The sequence below is a fragment of the Nonomuraea sp. SYSU D8015 genome (assembly GCF_008065375.1).
Classification (GTDB): domain Bacteria; phylum Actinomycetota; class Actinomycetes; order Streptosporangiales; family Streptosporangiaceae; genus Nonomuraea.
In genome coordinates this window covers 477,284-492,404 of record NZ_VJYI01000003.1, presented here as the reverse complement: position 1 = coordinate 492,404, position 15,121 = coordinate 477,284, and the positions used below count along the sequence as shown (strand labels likewise).

Annotated in this window: 15 protein-coding genes and 1 pseudogene; 8 read left to right on the top strand and 8 right to left on the bottom strand. The window is 72.0% G+C overall.

Going from position 1 to position 15,121, the window contains the following annotated elements; genetic code table 11:
- Nucleotides 1-350 precede the first annotated feature (350 nt).
- Genes ID574_RS17705 through ID574_RS17695 form a run of 3 tightly spaced genes read left to right on the top strand, consistent with a single transcriptional unit; the run spans nucleotide 351 to nucleotide 3,300 of the window.
- A complete protein-coding gene (locus ID574_RS17705) occupies nucleotides 351-1,505 on the top strand; it encodes a sensor histidine kinase (protein ID WP_188189979.1) in 1,155 nt (384 codons plus the stop codon).
- Nucleotides 1,502-2,620, top strand: a complete 1,119-nt coding sequence (locus ID574_RS17700) for a hypothetical protein (protein WP_188189978.1) — start codon at nucleotides 1,502-1,504, stop codon at nucleotides 2,618-2,620. The genes ID574_RS17705 and ID574_RS17700 overlap by 4 nt, the downstream gene beginning before the upstream one ends.
- Nucleotides 2,590-3,300: a DNA-binding response regulator gene (locus ID574_RS17695; RefSeq protein ID WP_188189977.1), complete on the top strand. Its 711-nt coding sequence runs from the start codon at nucleotides 2,590-2,592 to the stop codon at nucleotides 3,298-3,300. Before ID574_RS17700 ends, ID574_RS17695 begins: the two co-directional genes overlap by 31 nt.
- Before the next feature lie 19 nt (nucleotides 3,301-3,319).
- On the opposite strand, the gene ID574_RS17690 is transcribed toward ID574_RS17695, so the two are convergent.
- Nucleotides 3,320-3,724 (bottom strand): Uma2 family endonuclease, encoded by a 405-nt coding sequence (locus ID574_RS17690; RefSeq protein WP_188189976.1) that lies wholly within the window; start codon nucleotides 3,722-3,724, stop codon nucleotides 3,320-3,322.
- A gap of 283 nt (nucleotides 3,725-4,007) precedes the next feature.
- Here ID574_RS17690 and ID574_RS17685 point away from each other — a divergent pair, with 283 nt between their 5' ends.
- Both ID574_RS17685 and ID574_RS17680 read left to right on the top strand, forming a co-directional pair.
- Complete coding sequence (locus tag ID574_RS17685; RefSeq protein WP_188189975.1) at nucleotides 4,008-4,673, top strand: lytic polysaccharide monooxygenase auxiliary activity family 9 protein; 666 nt, start codon at nucleotides 4,008-4,010, stop codon at nucleotides 4,671-4,673.
- Nucleotides 4,674-5,035: 362 nt separating this feature from the next.
- The gene (locus ID574_RS17680) at nucleotides 5,036-6,091 is read left to right on the top strand and encodes a C45 family autoproteolytic acyltransferase/hydrolase (protein ID WP_223166798.1); all 1,056 of its coding nucleotides are present in this window, start codon (nucleotides 5,036-5,038) and stop codon (nucleotides 6,089-6,091) included.
- An 18-nt stretch (nucleotides 6,092-6,109) separates the two neighbouring features.
- Here the strand turns inward: ID574_RS17680 and ID574_RS17675 are convergent.
- Nucleotides 6,110-6,697 (bottom strand): annotated as a pseudogene (locus ID574_RS17675) (acyl-CoA dehydrogenase family protein); the annotation flags it as partial.
- On the opposite strand from ID574_RS17675, the gene ID574_RS17670 reads away from it, so the two are divergent.
- From ID574_RS17670 to ID574_RS17660, 3 genes are read left to right on the top strand one after another with little or no spacing between them, the layout of a single operon-like run.
- Nucleotides 6,681-6,980 (top strand): aldehyde dehydrogenase family protein, encoded by a 300-nt coding sequence (locus ID574_RS17670; protein WP_442939308.1) that lies wholly within the window; start codon nucleotides 6,681-6,683, stop codon nucleotides 6,978-6,980. The pseudogene ID574_RS17675 and the gene ID574_RS17670 sit on opposite strands and share 17 nt — an antisense overlap.
- Nucleotides 6,981-7,040: 60 nt before the next feature.
- Nucleotides 7,041-8,159 carry a CaiB/BaiF CoA transferase family protein gene (locus ID574_RS17665; RefSeq protein WP_188190292.1) on the top strand — a complete coding sequence of 373 codons (1,119 nt, stop codon included), beginning with the start codon at nucleotides 7,041-7,043 and terminating at the stop codon, nucleotides 8,157-8,159.
- Complete coding sequence (locus ID574_RS17660) at nucleotides 8,156-8,824, top strand: GntR family transcriptional regulator (protein WP_188189973.1); 669 nt, start codon at nucleotides 8,156-8,158, stop codon at nucleotides 8,822-8,824. Before ID574_RS17665 ends, ID574_RS17660 begins: the two co-directional genes overlap by 4 nt.
- 2 nt (nucleotides 8,825-8,826) lie before the next feature.
- Here the strand turns inward: ID574_RS17660 and ID574_RS17655 are convergent, their stop codons facing one another.
- The 6 genes from ID574_RS17655 to ID574_RS17630 form a co-directional block, all read right to left on the bottom strand.
- Nucleotides 8,827-10,116, bottom strand: a complete 1,290-nt coding sequence (locus ID574_RS17655) for an erythromycin esterase family protein (RefSeq protein ID WP_188189972.1) — start codon at nucleotides 10,114-10,116, stop codon at nucleotides 8,827-8,829.
- 165 nt (nucleotides 10,117-10,281) lie between these two features.
- Nucleotides 10,282-10,815 (bottom strand): hypothetical protein, encoded by a 534-nt coding sequence (locus tag ID574_RS17650; RefSeq protein ID WP_188189971.1) that lies wholly within the window; start codon nucleotides 10,813-10,815, stop codon nucleotides 10,282-10,284.
- A 54-nt stretch (nucleotides 10,816-10,869) separates the two neighbouring features.
- Complete coding sequence (locus ID574_RS17645; RefSeq protein ID WP_188189970.1) at nucleotides 10,870-12,201, bottom strand: penicillin-binding protein 1A; 1,332 nt, start codon at nucleotides 12,199-12,201, stop codon at nucleotides 10,870-10,872.
- Between the two features lie 24 nt (nucleotides 12,202-12,225).
- Nucleotides 12,226-13,767: a carboxylesterase/lipase family protein gene (locus ID574_RS17640; protein ID WP_223166796.1), complete on the bottom strand. Its 1,542-nt coding sequence runs from the start codon at nucleotides 13,765-13,767 to the stop codon at nucleotides 12,226-12,228.
- A gap of 78 nt (nucleotides 13,768-13,845) precedes the next feature.
- Nucleotides 13,846-14,646 carry an alpha/beta hydrolase gene (locus ID574_RS17635; RefSeq protein WP_223166795.1) on the bottom strand — a complete coding sequence of 267 codons (801 nt, stop codon included), beginning with the start codon at nucleotides 14,644-14,646 and terminating at the stop codon, nucleotides 13,846-13,848.
- Between the two features lie 126 nt (nucleotides 14,647-14,772).
- Nucleotides 14,773-15,117, bottom strand: a complete 345-nt coding sequence (locus ID574_RS17630) for a winged helix-turn-helix transcriptional regulator (protein WP_188189969.1) — start codon at nucleotides 15,115-15,117, stop codon at nucleotides 14,773-14,775.
- Nucleotides 15,118-15,121 lie beyond the last annotated feature (4 nt).

Here is a 15,121-nt window from a genome sequence, read left to right as displayed (position 1 = left end):
CCGCGGCCCTGATCGCGGCACGCCCAGTAGACGCCCGCGCGCGGCGGAGCGGCTGACGGCCGATCGGCCGTCGTAGCGCTATGACGGCGGATCGACCAGGGCTCCGGCACGACGGCCGATCAGCCGTCATGCCGCGGGGAGAGCGGGGCACCAGGGTGTGGAGGGGCGGTGCACACCGCGAGACAGCCGGCCCGAGGAACCATCCATGCGACCGATGACCCCATCCGCCGAGACGGCAGGAAAAAGTCCGTCCCTTTTAACCGGAGAAACCCAATCTCGTTTCTTTTTGCCCAGGCTGCGCTGCGTTATCGTGAGACGCGTCTTGTGCTCCCGGCGTGTGCGGACGGCTCATGGATCACCCCGGTTCAACGAGGTACGACTCGGCGACCAGGCAATTCGAGCAGGCCACGGCGCGCACGGGCGCGGGGACGCGCGGTGTGGTGGGATCGGTGGCGATCGTCTCCGCGGTGTTCGGCGCCGTTCCGCCGGTCTCGCTGTCGTGGCTGGCGCCCATGCTGGCGCTCCATGCCGTGTGGACGGCGTTGTACGCGCGCGTGTGGTGGCGCAAGGAGCCGCTTCATCCCTGGCTGGTGGCCGGTGATGTGGCCATCGCGGTCGCGCTGTGCCTGTCCCAGCGTCATCTCGTCGCCCCGGAGGCGCTCGTCACGGGGTCGAGCTGGGTGCATGGGATGGCCACGATGACCATCATCGTCGCCGGGGCCGCCTGGAGGCCCGGGATCGCCGTCCCCGCCGGGCTGGCCGTCGCGGGGGCGTTCGCGGCCGGCGTGCGGATCGCCTCTCCCGCGCAGGACGTCTTCGGCACCCTGGGCATCCACCTCGTGCAACTGCTCGCCATCGTCATGCTGATGACGCTGCTGCGCCGCTCGGCCGCCGAGACCGACGCCTTCCTGGAGCAGAGCGTACGCGCCGAGATCTCGCTCATGGTGGAGCGGCTGCGCCGCGAGGACGAGCTGAAGCAGGTCGGCAGCATCCACGAGACCGCCCTGCACACGCTGACGATGGTCGGCCTGGGCACCTACGACGCGCCGTCGCCCACGCTGAGCGCCCAGGTCCGCACCGACCTGGCGGCTCTGGAGAAGCTGCGCGACAGCCCGCGCGCCGACGCGGCCCCGATCGCCCTGGACGCCCTGCTGGAGGAGGTGGCCGGGCGCGCGACGGGACTCGAGGTCCGCAGGGACCTCACGCCCGAGACCGTGCCGGGCAACGTCGCCGAGCGCTTCGCCCGCGCCGTCACCGAGGCGCTGGCCAACGTCGCGCGGCATGCCGGCGTCCATGAGGCCGAGCTGGTCTCCCGCAGGCGCGACGGCGAGATCCTGGTGGAGGTCGCCGACGCCGGCCGCGGGTTCGACCAGGACCGGCTGCCGCCCGACCGGTTCGGCGTGCGCGGCTCGATCCTCGACATGATGCGCTCCCTCCCGAACGGCGGCGCCGAGATCTCCTCGGGCGCCGACGGCACCCGCGTGAGCCTGTGGTGGCGGCCATGACGGAGGAGATCGAGCAGGTCGCGCAGCGGTACGCCCGCTTCACCGCGCTGGGCGCGGCGACCATCGCGGCCGTGTGGCACCTCGGGTACGACCTCACCGTCACGATCACCGGCTGGTCCACCTTCCGCTGGCCGTGGCTGTCGGTCGCGGCCTGGGTCGCCTACTCGGCGATCTTCGTGGTCGCCCTGCTGTCGCTGCTGCGCACCTCGCGCGGGCCGGCCAGGATCCGCGAGCTCGCCCTGGCCACGCTCGCCGTGGACGTCGCGGTGATCGTGTCGCTGCGCCCCGAGGAGCTGATCGGCATCAGCGACTGGGCGTGGGGCTCCGTGGGGTGGATCGCCATCATGCTGGTGTGGGGACGGCCGCGATGGAAGACCGAGCTGATCGCGTTCCTGGCCGCCAACGCCGGCATCATGCTGGTGGCGATGGTGGTGACCGGCACGTTCGACCGCGTCTCCATCTCCAAATACCTGGTGGTCATCGCCGGCGGCGTCACCATGCAGCTCGGCTACACGTGGGGCTGCCACATACTGCGGGCCCGCGCCGAGGACGCCGTCGTGCTGGCCCGCAGGCTGGCCGCCGACGACGCGCTGCGGGAGTCCGCCCAGCGCATCCACACCGACCGGCTCCGCAGGTACGCCGCCATCCGTGACGTGGCCGAGGATCTGCTCCACCAGCTCGCCGACGGCGCCGACCCCGGCGATCCGCGCGTACGCGACGACTGCACGGCCGGCGCCCTCCGGCTGCGCCGGCTCATCACCGAACGCGAGGACGTGCCCGACGAACTCGTCTCGACGCTGCGCGAGCGCATCGAGGCGGCCGAGCGGCGCAAGGTCATGGTGACGGCGCCGCCGTTCGGCGACTACCTGCCCGGGCTTCCGGACGGCGTACGGGAGGATCTGCTCCGGGCGCCCATCCGGGCGCTCGACGGCGCCAGGTCGCGGGCGCGTGTCACCGTGTCCGCGATGTCCACGATGGTGAGCGTGGCCGTCGTGGCCGACAACGACGACCTGCCCATCAGCGCCACCCCCGTACAGGAGCCGAGCGGCGTCGTGGTCACCTATCAGCGGCAGGGAGGTGAGGTATGGGTCAACAGCATCTGGCAAGGCCCGTGACGGTCGCGCTGGTGGAGGACCACCAGGTCGTGGTGGACGGGGTGCGGTCCTGGTTCGCGGGCTCAGGCCCGTCGCCGAGCCCGGTGGAACTGGTCGTGCAGGGGCCGACCATCGAATCCGTCCTCGGTGCCGACGCCGACGTGCTGCTGCTCGACCTCAACCTCAACGGCACCATGGTCATCGACCGGGTCGCCGAGCTGTGCCAGGGCGGGCAGCGGGTCATCGTCTTCTCCGAGCACGAGGAGCCGGAGATCGTCCGCGCCGTGCTGGACGCGGGCGCGTCGGCGTTCATCGGCAAGGGCCGGGCGACGCGCGATTCCTGTGTCGAGACCATCCTGGAGGTGGCCGCCGACCGGCCGAGCGTGACCCCGCCGATGGCCCAGGCCATCGCCACGGACGAGCGGCCGCACCGGCCGCAACTGTCCGACAAGGAACGGGCGGCGCTGCTGTTCTGGTTCCAGTCGATGTCGAAGGCGTCGGTGGCGGCCAGGATGGGGATCAAGGAACGGACCGTGCGGCAGTACATCGACCGGGCCCGGGTGAAGTACGCGGCGGCCGGCCGCCCCGCCCCCACCAAGGAGAAGCTGCTGATCTGCGCCATCCAGGACGGACTGATCCAGCCCGACGAGGTCGGCGTCTACACGTCCCTGGCCGCCAAGAGCCCGCCCGGGCAGAGCTGAAAGCTCCTGGGTCTCGGCCCTACCGGCAGGAGGGGGCCGGCAGGGCCGAGCCCCAGGTCATGCTAGGGCTGCCCACCTCCACCGCCAGCAGAATGTCGCCAGGCGAGAACATCAGTCCCACGCTCATCGTCGACTCCTCAGTCACGACGACGAGGTCGGGGATGTAGAAATTCTTGTCGGTCACCAGCAAGTTGATCGTCGACAACGGCTCCAGCTCGGACGGCATCGCGTCATCGAGGATGCGCTGCAGCCGGTAGATGATGCGCTGGTGTGCGGGAGTGGGGGCAGGGCCTACCAGTAGGCTCCCGTTGAAGAGCTCATATCGGTTCCCGTCGTCTGGGAACTCGAGCAGGTCGTCGACCGTGTACTCCGGCTTGTCGAAAGGCCTCTTGGCGGTTCGATCGTTGCCATTGCGGTCACCCACTCAGTATCGGGAGTCTCGCCCTCGCCCACATGCTACTTCCCCGACTTCCATCACTCTAAGTCACTCTACCGTTACCGTTCGCCCCAATTGAAACTTTCACCCGTGTGATCTGCCGCCGGAAAGCCTTTTCCGCTGCTCACTCGGGCATTGGTCATGCGCGCTCACCCGTCGGAAACATTGACAAAAGGTCATCACTTGGCCGCCTCGGCGAGGTCAGATACCGTCGCCCACCAGGAGCGCTCCTCTTCACCGGAACCCCCGACCGGAACACGGAGACCGCACGATGCCCCGAGTCGCACCGAAACGCTGGGCGCTGCGCGCCCTGGCCCTGCTGATGTCCATGGCGATGATCTTCACCGTTCCACTGGCCGAGACCGCCTCGGCGCACGGGTCGGTCGTCGACCCGGCCTCCCGCAACTACGGCTGCTGGCTGCGCTGGGGCAGCGACTTCCAGAACCCGACCATGCAGCAGCGGGACCCGATGTGCTGGCAGGCGTGGCAGGACAACCCGAACGCCATGTGGAACTGGAACGGGCTCTACCGCAACGAGGTCGGCGGCAACCACCAGGCGGCCATCCCCAACGGCCAGCTGTGCAGCGGCGGCCACGCCGAAGGCGCCCGTTACCGCTCCATGGACACGCCCGGCCCGTGGACGATGACGAACCTCGGCAGCACCTTCGACGTCCGCCTGCACGACCAGGCCCGGCACGGCGCCGACTACATCAGGGTCTACATCACCCGCCAGGGCTACGACGCCACGACGACGCCGCTCGGATGGAACCACCTGGAGCTGGTCCGTGAGACCCCTAGGTACGCGCCCAGTGAGAACTACCTCATCACCGGCCTGAGCAAGGGGTCGCGTACGGGCCGCCACGTGATCTACACGATCTGGAAGGCCTCGCACATGGACCAGACGTACTACATCTGCAGCGACGTCAACTTCAGCTGACCCTGGTCCACCGCTCTCCGCCGGGCGTGCCCTCGTGCGCCCGGCGGTGTTCTATGCGCGTGGCCGGGTCGAGGCGCGGATGGCCACCCGCTCCGTCCCCACCAGCATCGTCCTTGACAGCGGTTCGGCGCAGCTGACCTCTGTTTCCACGGCGTGTCCGGTGCCCTGCCGTCCCTGCGTCACCGTCCTCGCGATCCCTGCGCCAGCCCGGGGGTGGGGCCGTGTTTGCCGACGGGCCTCGGGACGCTGGCGTCCGAGGTCGCGTGGGACGCGATCCTGAGCGCGGTGGCGTGAGCATGGCAGCCGGCCAGGGCCTTCAGGGAAAGGTTCGCGGCGCCGCCGCCCGGGGTAGCGCTTTCCACGTGACTTTTCCCACCTTCACCTCCACACAGCTCGACCCCCGCGCCCGAGGCAAGGAGCTCGGCACCCATCGTCGCAGGGCGATCATCGCGAACTTCGCCGGATACCTGGACCTGTTCACGGTCGCCGGGGCCACCCCGTCCCAGGTGCGCGCATGGGGCAAGCAGGCTCTCGACCGCAGCGCGGCCTGGGCGCCACAGCTGGCCGACGAGATCACCGGGATCGCGTCCGGCGCCGGGCTGGAGCCCTGGCAGGTGGCCGTGGTCAACGCCCGCACCGAGATCCTCGCCGCCGTCGCCGCACCCGGAGAGGGGGAGTGCTCGACGTCCGTCGTGCTGCCCGGCCCGCGTACGGTGCAGACCTGGGACTGGCACGACCACCTGCGCGACGCCCCCATGTTGTGGGAGTTCGAGAGCCGTCCCGGGCACGTGGTGCGGACCTTCACCGAGGCCGGGGCGCTGGCCAAGATCGGGGTGAACACGGCCGGGCTCGGCATCCACTTCAACATCCTGCGCCACCGGTCCGACCACACCGACGTCGGCGTGCCCGTCCACCTGATCGCCCGCCGGATCCTGGAGGAGGCCGCCACCGTCGAGGAGGCCGCCGTCATCGCCCGCTCCGCCCCGGTCTCCGCCTCCACCGTCATCACCGCCGTGACCTCGGACGACGCGGGCTCGATCGAGATCTCCCCGGCCGGGGTCGCGGTCATCCCGCCGGAGCCTGACGGCGTGCTGCAGCACTGCAACCATTTCCTCGACCCGGCCCTCGCGGAGGGGGAGCGGCACGCCACCGACCGGCCCAGCACGTACGAGCGCCTCAAGCACCTGCGCGACCACGTCGCGGAGCTGAGCGGCGACGACCACACCGCGCGGGCGCTGGCCATGCTCAGCCACGGCCCCGATGCCGCGCCCGTCTGCGCCCACCCCGACCAGACCCAGCCGATCAACCAGCGGTGGGAGACCGTCGCGACGATCGCGCTCGACCCTCGGGCCGGGCGGATGTGGGTGCACCAGGGCGGGCCCTGCCAGGTCACCGAAGAGACCTGGCAGACCTTCTGAGCGGTTCCGGTCAGAGGCTCAGTGGAACGCGGCGATCCCGGTCAGCGCCTTGCCGAGGACCAGCGTGTGGATCTCCGACGTGCCCTCGTAGGTCAGCACGGACTCGAGGTTCACGGCGTGCCTGATCACCGGGTATTCGAGGGTGATGCCGCTCGCGCCGAGCAGCGTGCGGCACGTCCTGGCGATCTCGAGGGCCTCGCGCACGTTGTTCAGCTTGCCGGCGCTCACCTGCTCGGGGGTGAGCGCGCCGGCCTCCTTCAGCCGGCCCAGGTGCACCGCGAGCAGCAGGCCCTTGCCCAGCTCCAGCGCCATGTCGGCGAGCTTCTCCTGGGTGAGCTGGTACGACGACAGCGGCCTGGCGAACACCTCGCGGTCGGCCGCGTACGCGATCGCCGTCTCCAGGCAGTCCAGCGCCGCCCCCATCGCCCCGAACACGATCCCGAACCGCGCCTCGTTCAGGCAGCCCAGCGGCCCGGACAGGCCCCGCGCCCCCGGCAGCACGGCCTCGCCGGGCAGCCGCACCCCGTCCAGTACCAGCTCGCTCGTCACGCTCGCGCGCAGCGAGACCTTGTGCTTGACCTCGTTGACGGTGAGGCCGCGCGTGCGCGCCGACGACGCCGAGGAGGCGCTCGGGCTGGCGAACCTCAGCGACCACGGCCTGTCCGCCGCCGTCTTCACCCGCGACCTGGGGGTCGCGTTGCAGGCCGTCCAGCGGCTGGAGGTGGGAGTGCTGCACGTCAACTCCGAGTCGGCGGGGACGCTCCCGTACGTGCCGTTCGGCGGGACCAAGCAGAGCGGGTTCGGGCCCAAGGAGCAGGGGCGGGCCGCCCGCGAGTTCTTCACCCAGACGGTGACCGTCTACCTCGGGGCGCCGCGTGAGCGAGCGTAGCGAGCGAACAATGAGACACAGCACCATGGTCACGCGACCGACGAAGGAGGGCGCGTGACCATGGTGCTGTCCGGGCTGGTGGTGGCCGACTTCAGCCGGGTGCTGGCCGGGCCGTACGCCACGATGCTCCTGGCCGACCTGGGGGCCGACGTGGTCAAGGTCGAGCGGCCCGGCGTCGGGGACGACACCCGCGAATGGGGACCGCCGTACGCGCCCGGCGGCGAGGCCACGTACTTCCTCGGCGTCAACCGCAACAAGCGCTCGATCGCGCTCGACCTACGGGCCGACGCCGAGGTCGCGCGCGCCCTGGCGGCCCGCGCGGACGTGCTCGTGGAGAACTTCCGGCCAGGGACGATGGACCGGCTCGGGCTCGGCTACGACGCGCTGCGGGAGCTCAACCCCGGGCTGGTCTACTGCTCGATCACCGGATTCGGGTCCGGGCCCGGGGCCGCGCTGCCCGGGTACGACCTGATCGCGCAGGCCGTGGGCGGGCTGATGAGCGTCACCGGCGAGCCGGACGGACCCGGGACCAAGGTGGGCGTCGCACTCGTGGACGTGATCACCGGCCTGCACGCCGCCCTCGGCATCCTGGCCGCCCTGCGCCACCGCGACAGCACCGGCGAGGGCCAGCGCGTCGAGGTCTCCCTGCTGTCCTCGCTGCTGTCCGCGCTGACCAACCAGGCCTCCGCGTACGCGGCCGCCGGCGTGGTGCCGCGGGCCATGGGCAACCGGCATCCCAGCATCGTCCCGTACGAGGTGTTCGAGACCGCCGACCGCCCGCTCGTGATCGCGGCCGGCAACGACCGCCTGTTCCAGGCACTGTGCGGGGCGCTGGGCCGCCCCGACCTCGCCGAGGACGCCCGCTACGCGACCAACGCCGGCCGCGTCGCCGCCCGCGCGGACCTCGTCGCCGAGCTGAACGCCGCCCTGCGTGAACGCCCGGCGGACGAGTGGTTCGAGCTGCTCACCGCCGCCGGGGTGCCGTGCGGACCGATCAACGACCTGGCCGCCGCCTTCGCCCTCGCCACCGATCTCGGCCTGGAGCCCGCCGTGGAGCTCGGCGGCGTGGGCCAGGTCGCCAACCCGATCCGCCTCAGCGCCACCCCGCCCGCCTACCGTCTCCCGCCGCCCGGCCTCGGGCAGGACGAAGCCTGGGTTCGTGAGATATTGGGGCCGTGAATCCGGACGAGGCGGGGCGCAGGCCGCCGACGGCCCAGCAGTTCGTGCTGGCCGAGCTGCGCCGTGCCATCACGACCGGCCGCCTGCGCCCCGGCGCCCCCATCCGGCAGGACGCGCTGGCCGAGGAGCTCCAGGTCAGCCGCGTCCCCCTGCGTGAGGCGCTCAAGACGCTCGAGGGTGAGGGGCTGGTCACCCACAAGGCCCACAAGGGCTACTGCGTCGCCATGCTCTCCCTCGACGACCTGCGCGAGGTCTACCGCATCCGCGAGCTGCTGGAAGAGGAGGCCGTACGGCGCGCGGTCGCCCGGCTCACCGACGCCGACCTCGACCGGCTGGAGGCGGCCCAGGCCGAGGTCGAGCGGGCCGCCGCCGCGGGCGACGTGCCCGCCATGGCGGGCGCCAACCGGCTGTTCCACATGATGTTGTTCGAGTGCGCGGGCATGCCGCGGCTGGTCCGGCTGATCAGGACGCTCTGGGACACGACCGACGCCTACCGGTCGATGTACTACGGCGAGGCCGGCAACCGGGAGCGCGTCATCAAGGAGCACCGCGCCACGCTCGACGCCCTGCGCCGCCGCGCCGCCGACGACGCCGTCGTCACCCTCGACGTCCACCGCACCCACGCGGTCGCCGAGCTGGAGTCGCTGCTCGGCCCGGCGCCCTGACGTCACCGGGCGGGGCCTTTCACCACGTGGTCGGTGCCGGTCGTCCGTGACACGTGGGCGATGGCGTCGAACGCCTCGAACACCGGCAGGTCGAGGAAATAGTCGGCCATGCGCGTCTGCTGGAAGGAGTCGGCATCGTGGACGTGCGGGCGTGCCGCGCGCAGGTTCGCGAGCGTCCAGAGCGGGTCGGTGGGGAACGCCGCCTCGATGCTGCCGTCGGCAGGAGGCGGGAGCGGCGCGTCGTACCAGGCTCCCTGCGGACGCTCCGGCGTCGGATCGCCCAGCGTGGTGGTCCGGCCCAGGCTCGACGTCACGCCGATGGCCCGGTAGCCGTCTCCCAGGGCGGCGGCGAGGTGGGCTCCGGCGGGCAGCAGGAGGCGTTCCCGGCTGTCCAGCGCGGGTGTTCGCTGGATGTGCCAGTTGTGCGCCGCGAGCACCACGCGCTTGCCGTCCTCCAGGAGGCGCAGCACCGACTCCGCCATGTAGACGTCGCGGAACGTCGAGGCGGACTCGAAGCCCTCGGCGGCGTTGGCGCGATGGAGCTGATCGAGATACCAGGCGCCGCGCAGGTGCCACATCGCCGTGTCATGCTCGGCCCCGTGGCCGTGGGCGCGTTGGACGAGGGCCATGCGCTGCACGTGCGCCATCAGCCGGCTCAGCGCACTGGTGAGCAGGTCGCGCTCGATCAGGCCGAGGGCCTGGTAGCGGCCCAGTGCGGCCAAGGTCACCGGGTCGTGGAAGAGCCGCACCACGCCGACCGCCTCTTCCAGTATCGGCAGGGCCTCGGGGGCGGCCCACCGCAGGTAACCGGCCAGCTCCTCCAAGGCTGGCAAGGGCGACCCCGAGGCGCCGGGCAGGTCGGTGCCCAGGCACCGCAGCGGTGGCCCGGCGGCGGCGCGGCTCCGCTCCCGCATCCACGTCAGCGCCTCGTACATCTCCCGGCACTGCCCCAGCGACAGGGCGATGCCGTCCGCCGCGACCTGCTCCACGGTGCCGGGGCCGCCGCGGACCCAGGCGTCCAGGACCTGTCCCTGCGTGAACGGGGCCTCCAGGGCGTACACCTCGAAACCGCACCGTTCGACCAGGAAACGCAGGATGCGGTGGCGTACCTGGTAGAACTCCCGGATGTGGTGGGAGCTCTCGCCCAGCGCCACGACCCGCGCGCCGCCGACGATGTGGCGCAGCGGCTCCAGGTCGTCCACCGGGCTCCGCAAGTCCAGGGTGTCCATGGCCGAGCCGTGCTCACCGACCCAGCTCGCGAAGCTCGTCCGGCCGGTCGTGGTCGTCTCCATGCCGCACAGCCTCTCGCGGCAGGCATGCCGCGGTCGTCGTGCGCGGGGAGGGAGTTGGCGGTACGCTCGCCGGAGCAGCCGCGCTGCGGACTACAACGCCGGAAGTATCCGAGCATTTCGGCAGTCGGTCGACTACCGCGTGGCCCGGCTCTCCGCCAGGGGAGCTCAGCCCAGGAGTAGCGCGGAGATCGGCTCGCCCTTCCTGTCGAACAGCTCGACGCTCGTCTTCTCCCGGCCCGGCCACCAGGCGAGCGCCTGCAGGCCGTGATCGGGGACCGTGATCCTCCTGCCCTCGAACCTGATGGCGCCCACCTCGGCCGACAGCCGCACCACGCCGTACGCCACCCACTTCGCCGGCCACGGGAGCAGACGGTCCGCGTTGACGTCGGACCGTGTCGTCCCGTCCGCCTGCGCGTGGCCGTTCAGGACGTCGGCCCCCAGGCTGGGGGCCAGCAGGTCGTCGTCGGGGCCCGCCGCGGTGCTGCGCCCGCCGCGAATGCTCCAGTGGCCGCCGCGTCTCCGCGACAGCACCCAGACGTCGAGCCAGAACAGCCCGACCTCGTCGAGCCGCGCGAACGCCGCCGCCGCGAGCCGGTGGCCGACGTAGAGGGAGAGCGGCGAGAAGCGGTGCCGTCCGCCGAGAGTCTCCGGCAGCACCTGCGGCAGTCCGTGGGCTATGAGCCGGCGACTCTCCGTCACGGGAGTGTACCCAGGGTGGTGAGTACGATCCACGCGCTCATCGTACTCCCGGGGTCACTTCGGGCAGCCGTCGCGACAGCCGCCGAACCGGCTCGTGTCGGGCTCGGTGAAGGCCGTCTCCGGGAGGCCGCGCAGCCCCGCCGTCATGGAGTCCTTCCAGATGGGGCCCGGGATCGACGTGCCCTCCACGTACGCGTAGCGGCGGCCGCCGATGGTGATGTCCACCAGACGGTGGAAGCCGGCCTCCGGTCGCGGGGCGCCGATGGCGACGGCGGAGGCCAGGTCCGGGGTGTAGCCGACATACCAGGCGGACCCGTAGCCGTCGGTGGTGCCCGCCATGCCGGCCGCGTCCCGGCCGAGGCCCTTGAGCGGGCTGCGGGCGAGCGCGTCGGCGAGCACGCCCGTCACCGCGTCGGCGACCGCCGCGTCCAGCACCTGCTCGCACCGGGGGACGAAGGAACGCAGGACTTTCGCACCGTCGCGTACCTCGGTGACCGTCATCGGCTCGCAGCGCTTGCCGCGGGCGGCGAGGGTGGCGTAGGTGGTGGCCACCTCGACCGGGTCCACCTCGTTGACGCCCAGCGTGAAGGTCTCGTATTCGCGGAGCGGCGTCCCGTCGGCGCGGGCCAGGCCCAGTCGCCTGGCCATGGTCACGCTCTCGCACAGGCCGATCTTCTCGGACAGCTTCAGGAAGAACGTGTTCTCCGCGGCCCAGGTGCCCGACCGGAGGGTCGTGAACGCGCCGTGATCCCCCTTCCGGTTGCGAACCGAGTGGGCGGGGTCGGCGACCGCTCGCCCCTCGCAATCCTTGAACGCCTGGAAGGAGGGCGCCCGATACTGGTCGGTGTAGGGGAAGCCGTCCTCGAACCGCAAGCCCTTCTCCAGGGCGGCGGCCAGCGTGTAGACCATCGCCGTGGGCCCCTGCTGGTAGCCGAGCCCGCCCTTCTTGCCGATGAGCGGGCGGCTGGTGACCATGGCCCTGATCTCGCCGGTGCCGGGCACCAGCAGGGCCTGGGCGGCGAGCGGCAGGTCGTCGTGGCGGACGCGTCCGTCGACGGCCTGCTGGGCGGCCTGCTGCAGCCGCTGGTCGACGGTCGTCTCGATGGTCAGGCCGCCGCGGGCCAGCAGCTCCTTGTCGGCCGCCAGCAGGTCGTCGAGCACCCGGAAGCACAGGTACGAGAACCGGCTGGTCGCGCAGTCGCCGGAGAACTCCTCCAGCACCGCGCCGTTGACGTCGACCAGCACGCTCGGCCGCACCACCGTGGGGGCGACCACCAGGCGATCCCGGGCGGGCGCCTCGCCCTCGGCGCCCCGGATGAGCAGGAAGGTCCCGGCGGCCAACGCCCCCGCCGCCACCACGCCGGTGACCACGCGTAAGAGGTTCACCAGTGGATGGTACGGCGGCAGGTGTCACGAACCGAGCGACTCCCAGAACGCGCAGTTGCTGCGCGCCGCCGGGTCCACCGGCCGGATGCCGCCCTCCCCGGGCGCCAGGCTCAGCACGTCGCCCGGCGAGCGGAACCGCGGCCACTGCGGTGCCTGCGCGGCCTTCGGACGGCCGTCCCTGGCGAACGACGTCCAGTACGCCACCATGGCGTCCGACAGCCGCGCCTGCTCCGCGTCCAGCGGCCCGCCGAACAGGCCGGGGAACAGGTACGGCAGTTCCGATCCGTGCGCCGCGCCCTCCTCGAATCCCGGTACGTCGATCAGCGGCGGCGCCGTCCGGTCGGCGAACTGGTAGCCGTACGTCGGCACCCCTGCCCGCGCGAACAGCTCAAGCGCGTCCACGTGCCCGCACGTCGCCAGCGGCGTCCCGAAGTCGGTCTGCAGGGTGGCCACGGCGATCCTCAAGTCCGGATAGGCGGCGGCCGGGTAGCGGGCCAGGACCTGGTCCGCCGCAGGACCGTACGACTCCCGCACGAACGCCTCGTACTCCTCCACCGTGATCGGCTGCGGGTAGAGCAGGGAGACGAACAGCCGCATCTCGTCCAGCGTGTTGCCGTGCATCACCGGCACCCGGTTGAACCGGCCGCTCTCGAACGCCGCCCGCGGCTGCACGGGCAGCACGTGATCGCCGCCGGCCACCGGGTACGGATTCTGCTCCTGGTACGCCTCCAGCAGCGTCTTGACCGGCAGCGCCCGCAGGCACGCGGCGGCGTCGGCGGCGCAGCCCACGGACCCGGCGAACGCGGCCCCGGCCGCCTCCGCCCCCTGCTCGGTGCGCGTCGGATAGGCGCAGCCGTAACTCTGGCCGATGGCCTTGTGGAACAGCCCGGCCGCGGTCGGGGAGGCCAGGTTGGCGCAGATGTCGGCGGAGCCGGCGGACTCGCCGAACAACGTCACGTTGCCCGGGTCGCCGCCGAAGGCCGCGATGTTGCGCCGCACCCAGCGCAGCGCCGCCTGCTGGTCGAGCAGCCCGTAGTTGCCGGCCTGGTAGCGCTCGCCCGCCTCCAGCGCCGGGTGCGCCAGCCAGCCGAGCACGCCGAGCCGGTAGTTGACGGTCACGACCACGACGTCGCCGTCCACGGCGAGCTTGGCGGCGTTGTAGATCGCGCCGGTGCCGCTGACGTTGTTGCCGCCGTGCACCCAGACCATGACCGGCAGCTTCCGGCCGCGGAGCGGGGTGGTGACGTTGAGGTAGAGGCAGTCCTCGACGTACGTCGTCTGGCCGCCGTACGGGGTCGCGGCCTGCGCGCACTGGCTGCCGGGCACGGTCGCGTCACGGACGCCCGCCCACGGCCGGGCCGGTCGCGGCGCCTTCCAGCGCAGCTCGCCGACGGGCGGCTCGGCGAACGGGATGCCCCGGAACGCCCGATGGTCCTGAAGCACCTCGCCTTTGACGACTCCCTTGTCGGTACGCACGAGCGCCGCGGAGCCGGGCTCGGCGGCCGCGACGGGGGTCGCAGGCAGGAGGGTGAGGAGCAGAATCGTCACGGCGGGAATGAGGCGCACGGAGATCTCCTTCCGGCGGGAGCGCCCTGACCGTACACGAGTGGGCGCCCCGACCGTACACGCGCCGACGCCCTCCGCCTAGTGCGAGCCCCGCCCGGCCAGCTCCACCACGGCGCGGATGAGCGCGTCACCGTTGAGCATGGACAGGTCGTTGTGCCCCGCCCCGGCCATCTCGACGGTCGTCACCTGGCCGCCGGCGGCCTTGGCGACCTCCCTGCTCAGCCGCGCGGGCACGATCGTGTCGCGGGTGCCGTACACGACCACGGTCGGCACCTTCACGGTCGCGAGCCGCTCGGACACGGGGAACCGGTCGCGCAGCAGCAGCCGCACCGGCAGGAACGGGTAGTTGACCTGCCCCGCCGCCGCCAGGTCGGTGAACGGCGAGCGCAGCACCAGCCCCTCCGGCGGGTGCTCCAGCGCCAGCCGGGTCGCCACCGCCGCCCCCAGGCTCTCGCCGAAGTAGATCACCCGCCCGTCGCCCAGGAACTGCCGGGCGGCCAGCGCGTCGAGGTACAGCCCCTCCTCGGTCGGGCTGCCCGGGTTGCCGCCGTAGCCGCGGTAGTCCATGAGCAGCACCGGCAGCCCGTGCGCCGCCAGCGCCCTGGCCAGCGGCGCGCGATGCAGCCTGTTGCCCGCGTTCCCGCCCATGACCAGCACGGTCACGTCGCGGTGGCCGGGCACGTACCAGGCGCGGAGGCGCAGGCCGTCCCGCGTGGTGAACGACACGTCCCGCGCCCCTGGGACGACCTCGCCGGCCGGCGGCGCCGGCCGCCGGTCGGGCAGGTAGATGAGCTGCCGCTGGAACAACCACAGCAGTCCGAGCAGCACGACCGCCACCGCGACGATCACGAGTGCGGTACGCGTCAGCGACGTGGTCACCTTTCACACGGTACGCATCACGACACGATCGCGCCTGCCTGGACCACGTGCCGGAGGTGCTCGAAGTCGGCCGGCACGTCGCCGACCTTGCGCCGGCTCCGCTCGCGATCCGCACCAGGGGGCGCGTCACTCCTGCGGGAGGTGTTCCCGAGCCCACTCCGAGATCTGGTCGAGGGCGGGCATGAGCGCCCGGCCGCTCTCGGTCAGCTCGTAGGAGACCGTGACCGGTGGCCCCGCGTCGACGGTGCGGGCGATCAACCCCGCCTTGGTCAGCTCGGACAGCCGTTCGGACAGCACCGAGTCGCTGACCCCCTCGATGGCCCGTGACAGCTCGCGGAACCCCGCGGGACCGACGTTGAGGCTGCCCAGGACGACGCCGCTCCAGCGCTTCCCGAGCAGCCGGAAGGCGCGCGTCAGTGCGGCGTCACTGCGCCGGCAGGTGTCCGCGTCGTGGGAAGAGATCGTCGCCATGGCT

Excerpts from the sequence above, each read along its gene's own strand:
- ID574_RS17705 (WP_188189979.1), top strand. The coding sequence starts at position 351 with ATGGATCACCCCGGTTCAACGAGGTACGACTCGGCGACCAGGCAATTC.
- ID574_RS17700 (WP_188189978.1), top strand. The coding sequence starts at position 1,502 with ATGACGGAGGAGATCGAGCAGGTCGCGCAGCGGTACGCCCGCTTCACC.
- ID574_RS17695 (WP_188189977.1), top strand. The coding sequence starts at position 2,590 with ATGGGTCAACAGCATCTGGCAAGGCCCGTGACGGTCGCGCTGGTGGAG.
- ID574_RS17685 (WP_188189975.1), top strand. The coding sequence starts at position 4,008 with ATGCCCCGAGTCGCACCGAAACGCTGGGCGCTGCGCGCCCTGGCCCTG.
- ID574_RS17665 (WP_188190292.1), top strand. The coding sequence starts at position 7,041 with ATGGTGCTGTCCGGGCTGGTGGTGGCCGACTTCAGCCGGGTGCTGGCC.
- ID574_RS17655 (WP_188189972.1), bottom strand. The coding sequence starts at position 10,116 with ATGGAGACGACCACGACCGGCCGGACGAGCTTCGCGAGCTGGGTCGGT.
- ID574_RS17630 (WP_188189969.1), bottom strand. The coding sequence starts at position 15,117 with ATGGCGACGATCTCTTCCCACGACGCGGACACCTGCCGGCGCAGTGAC.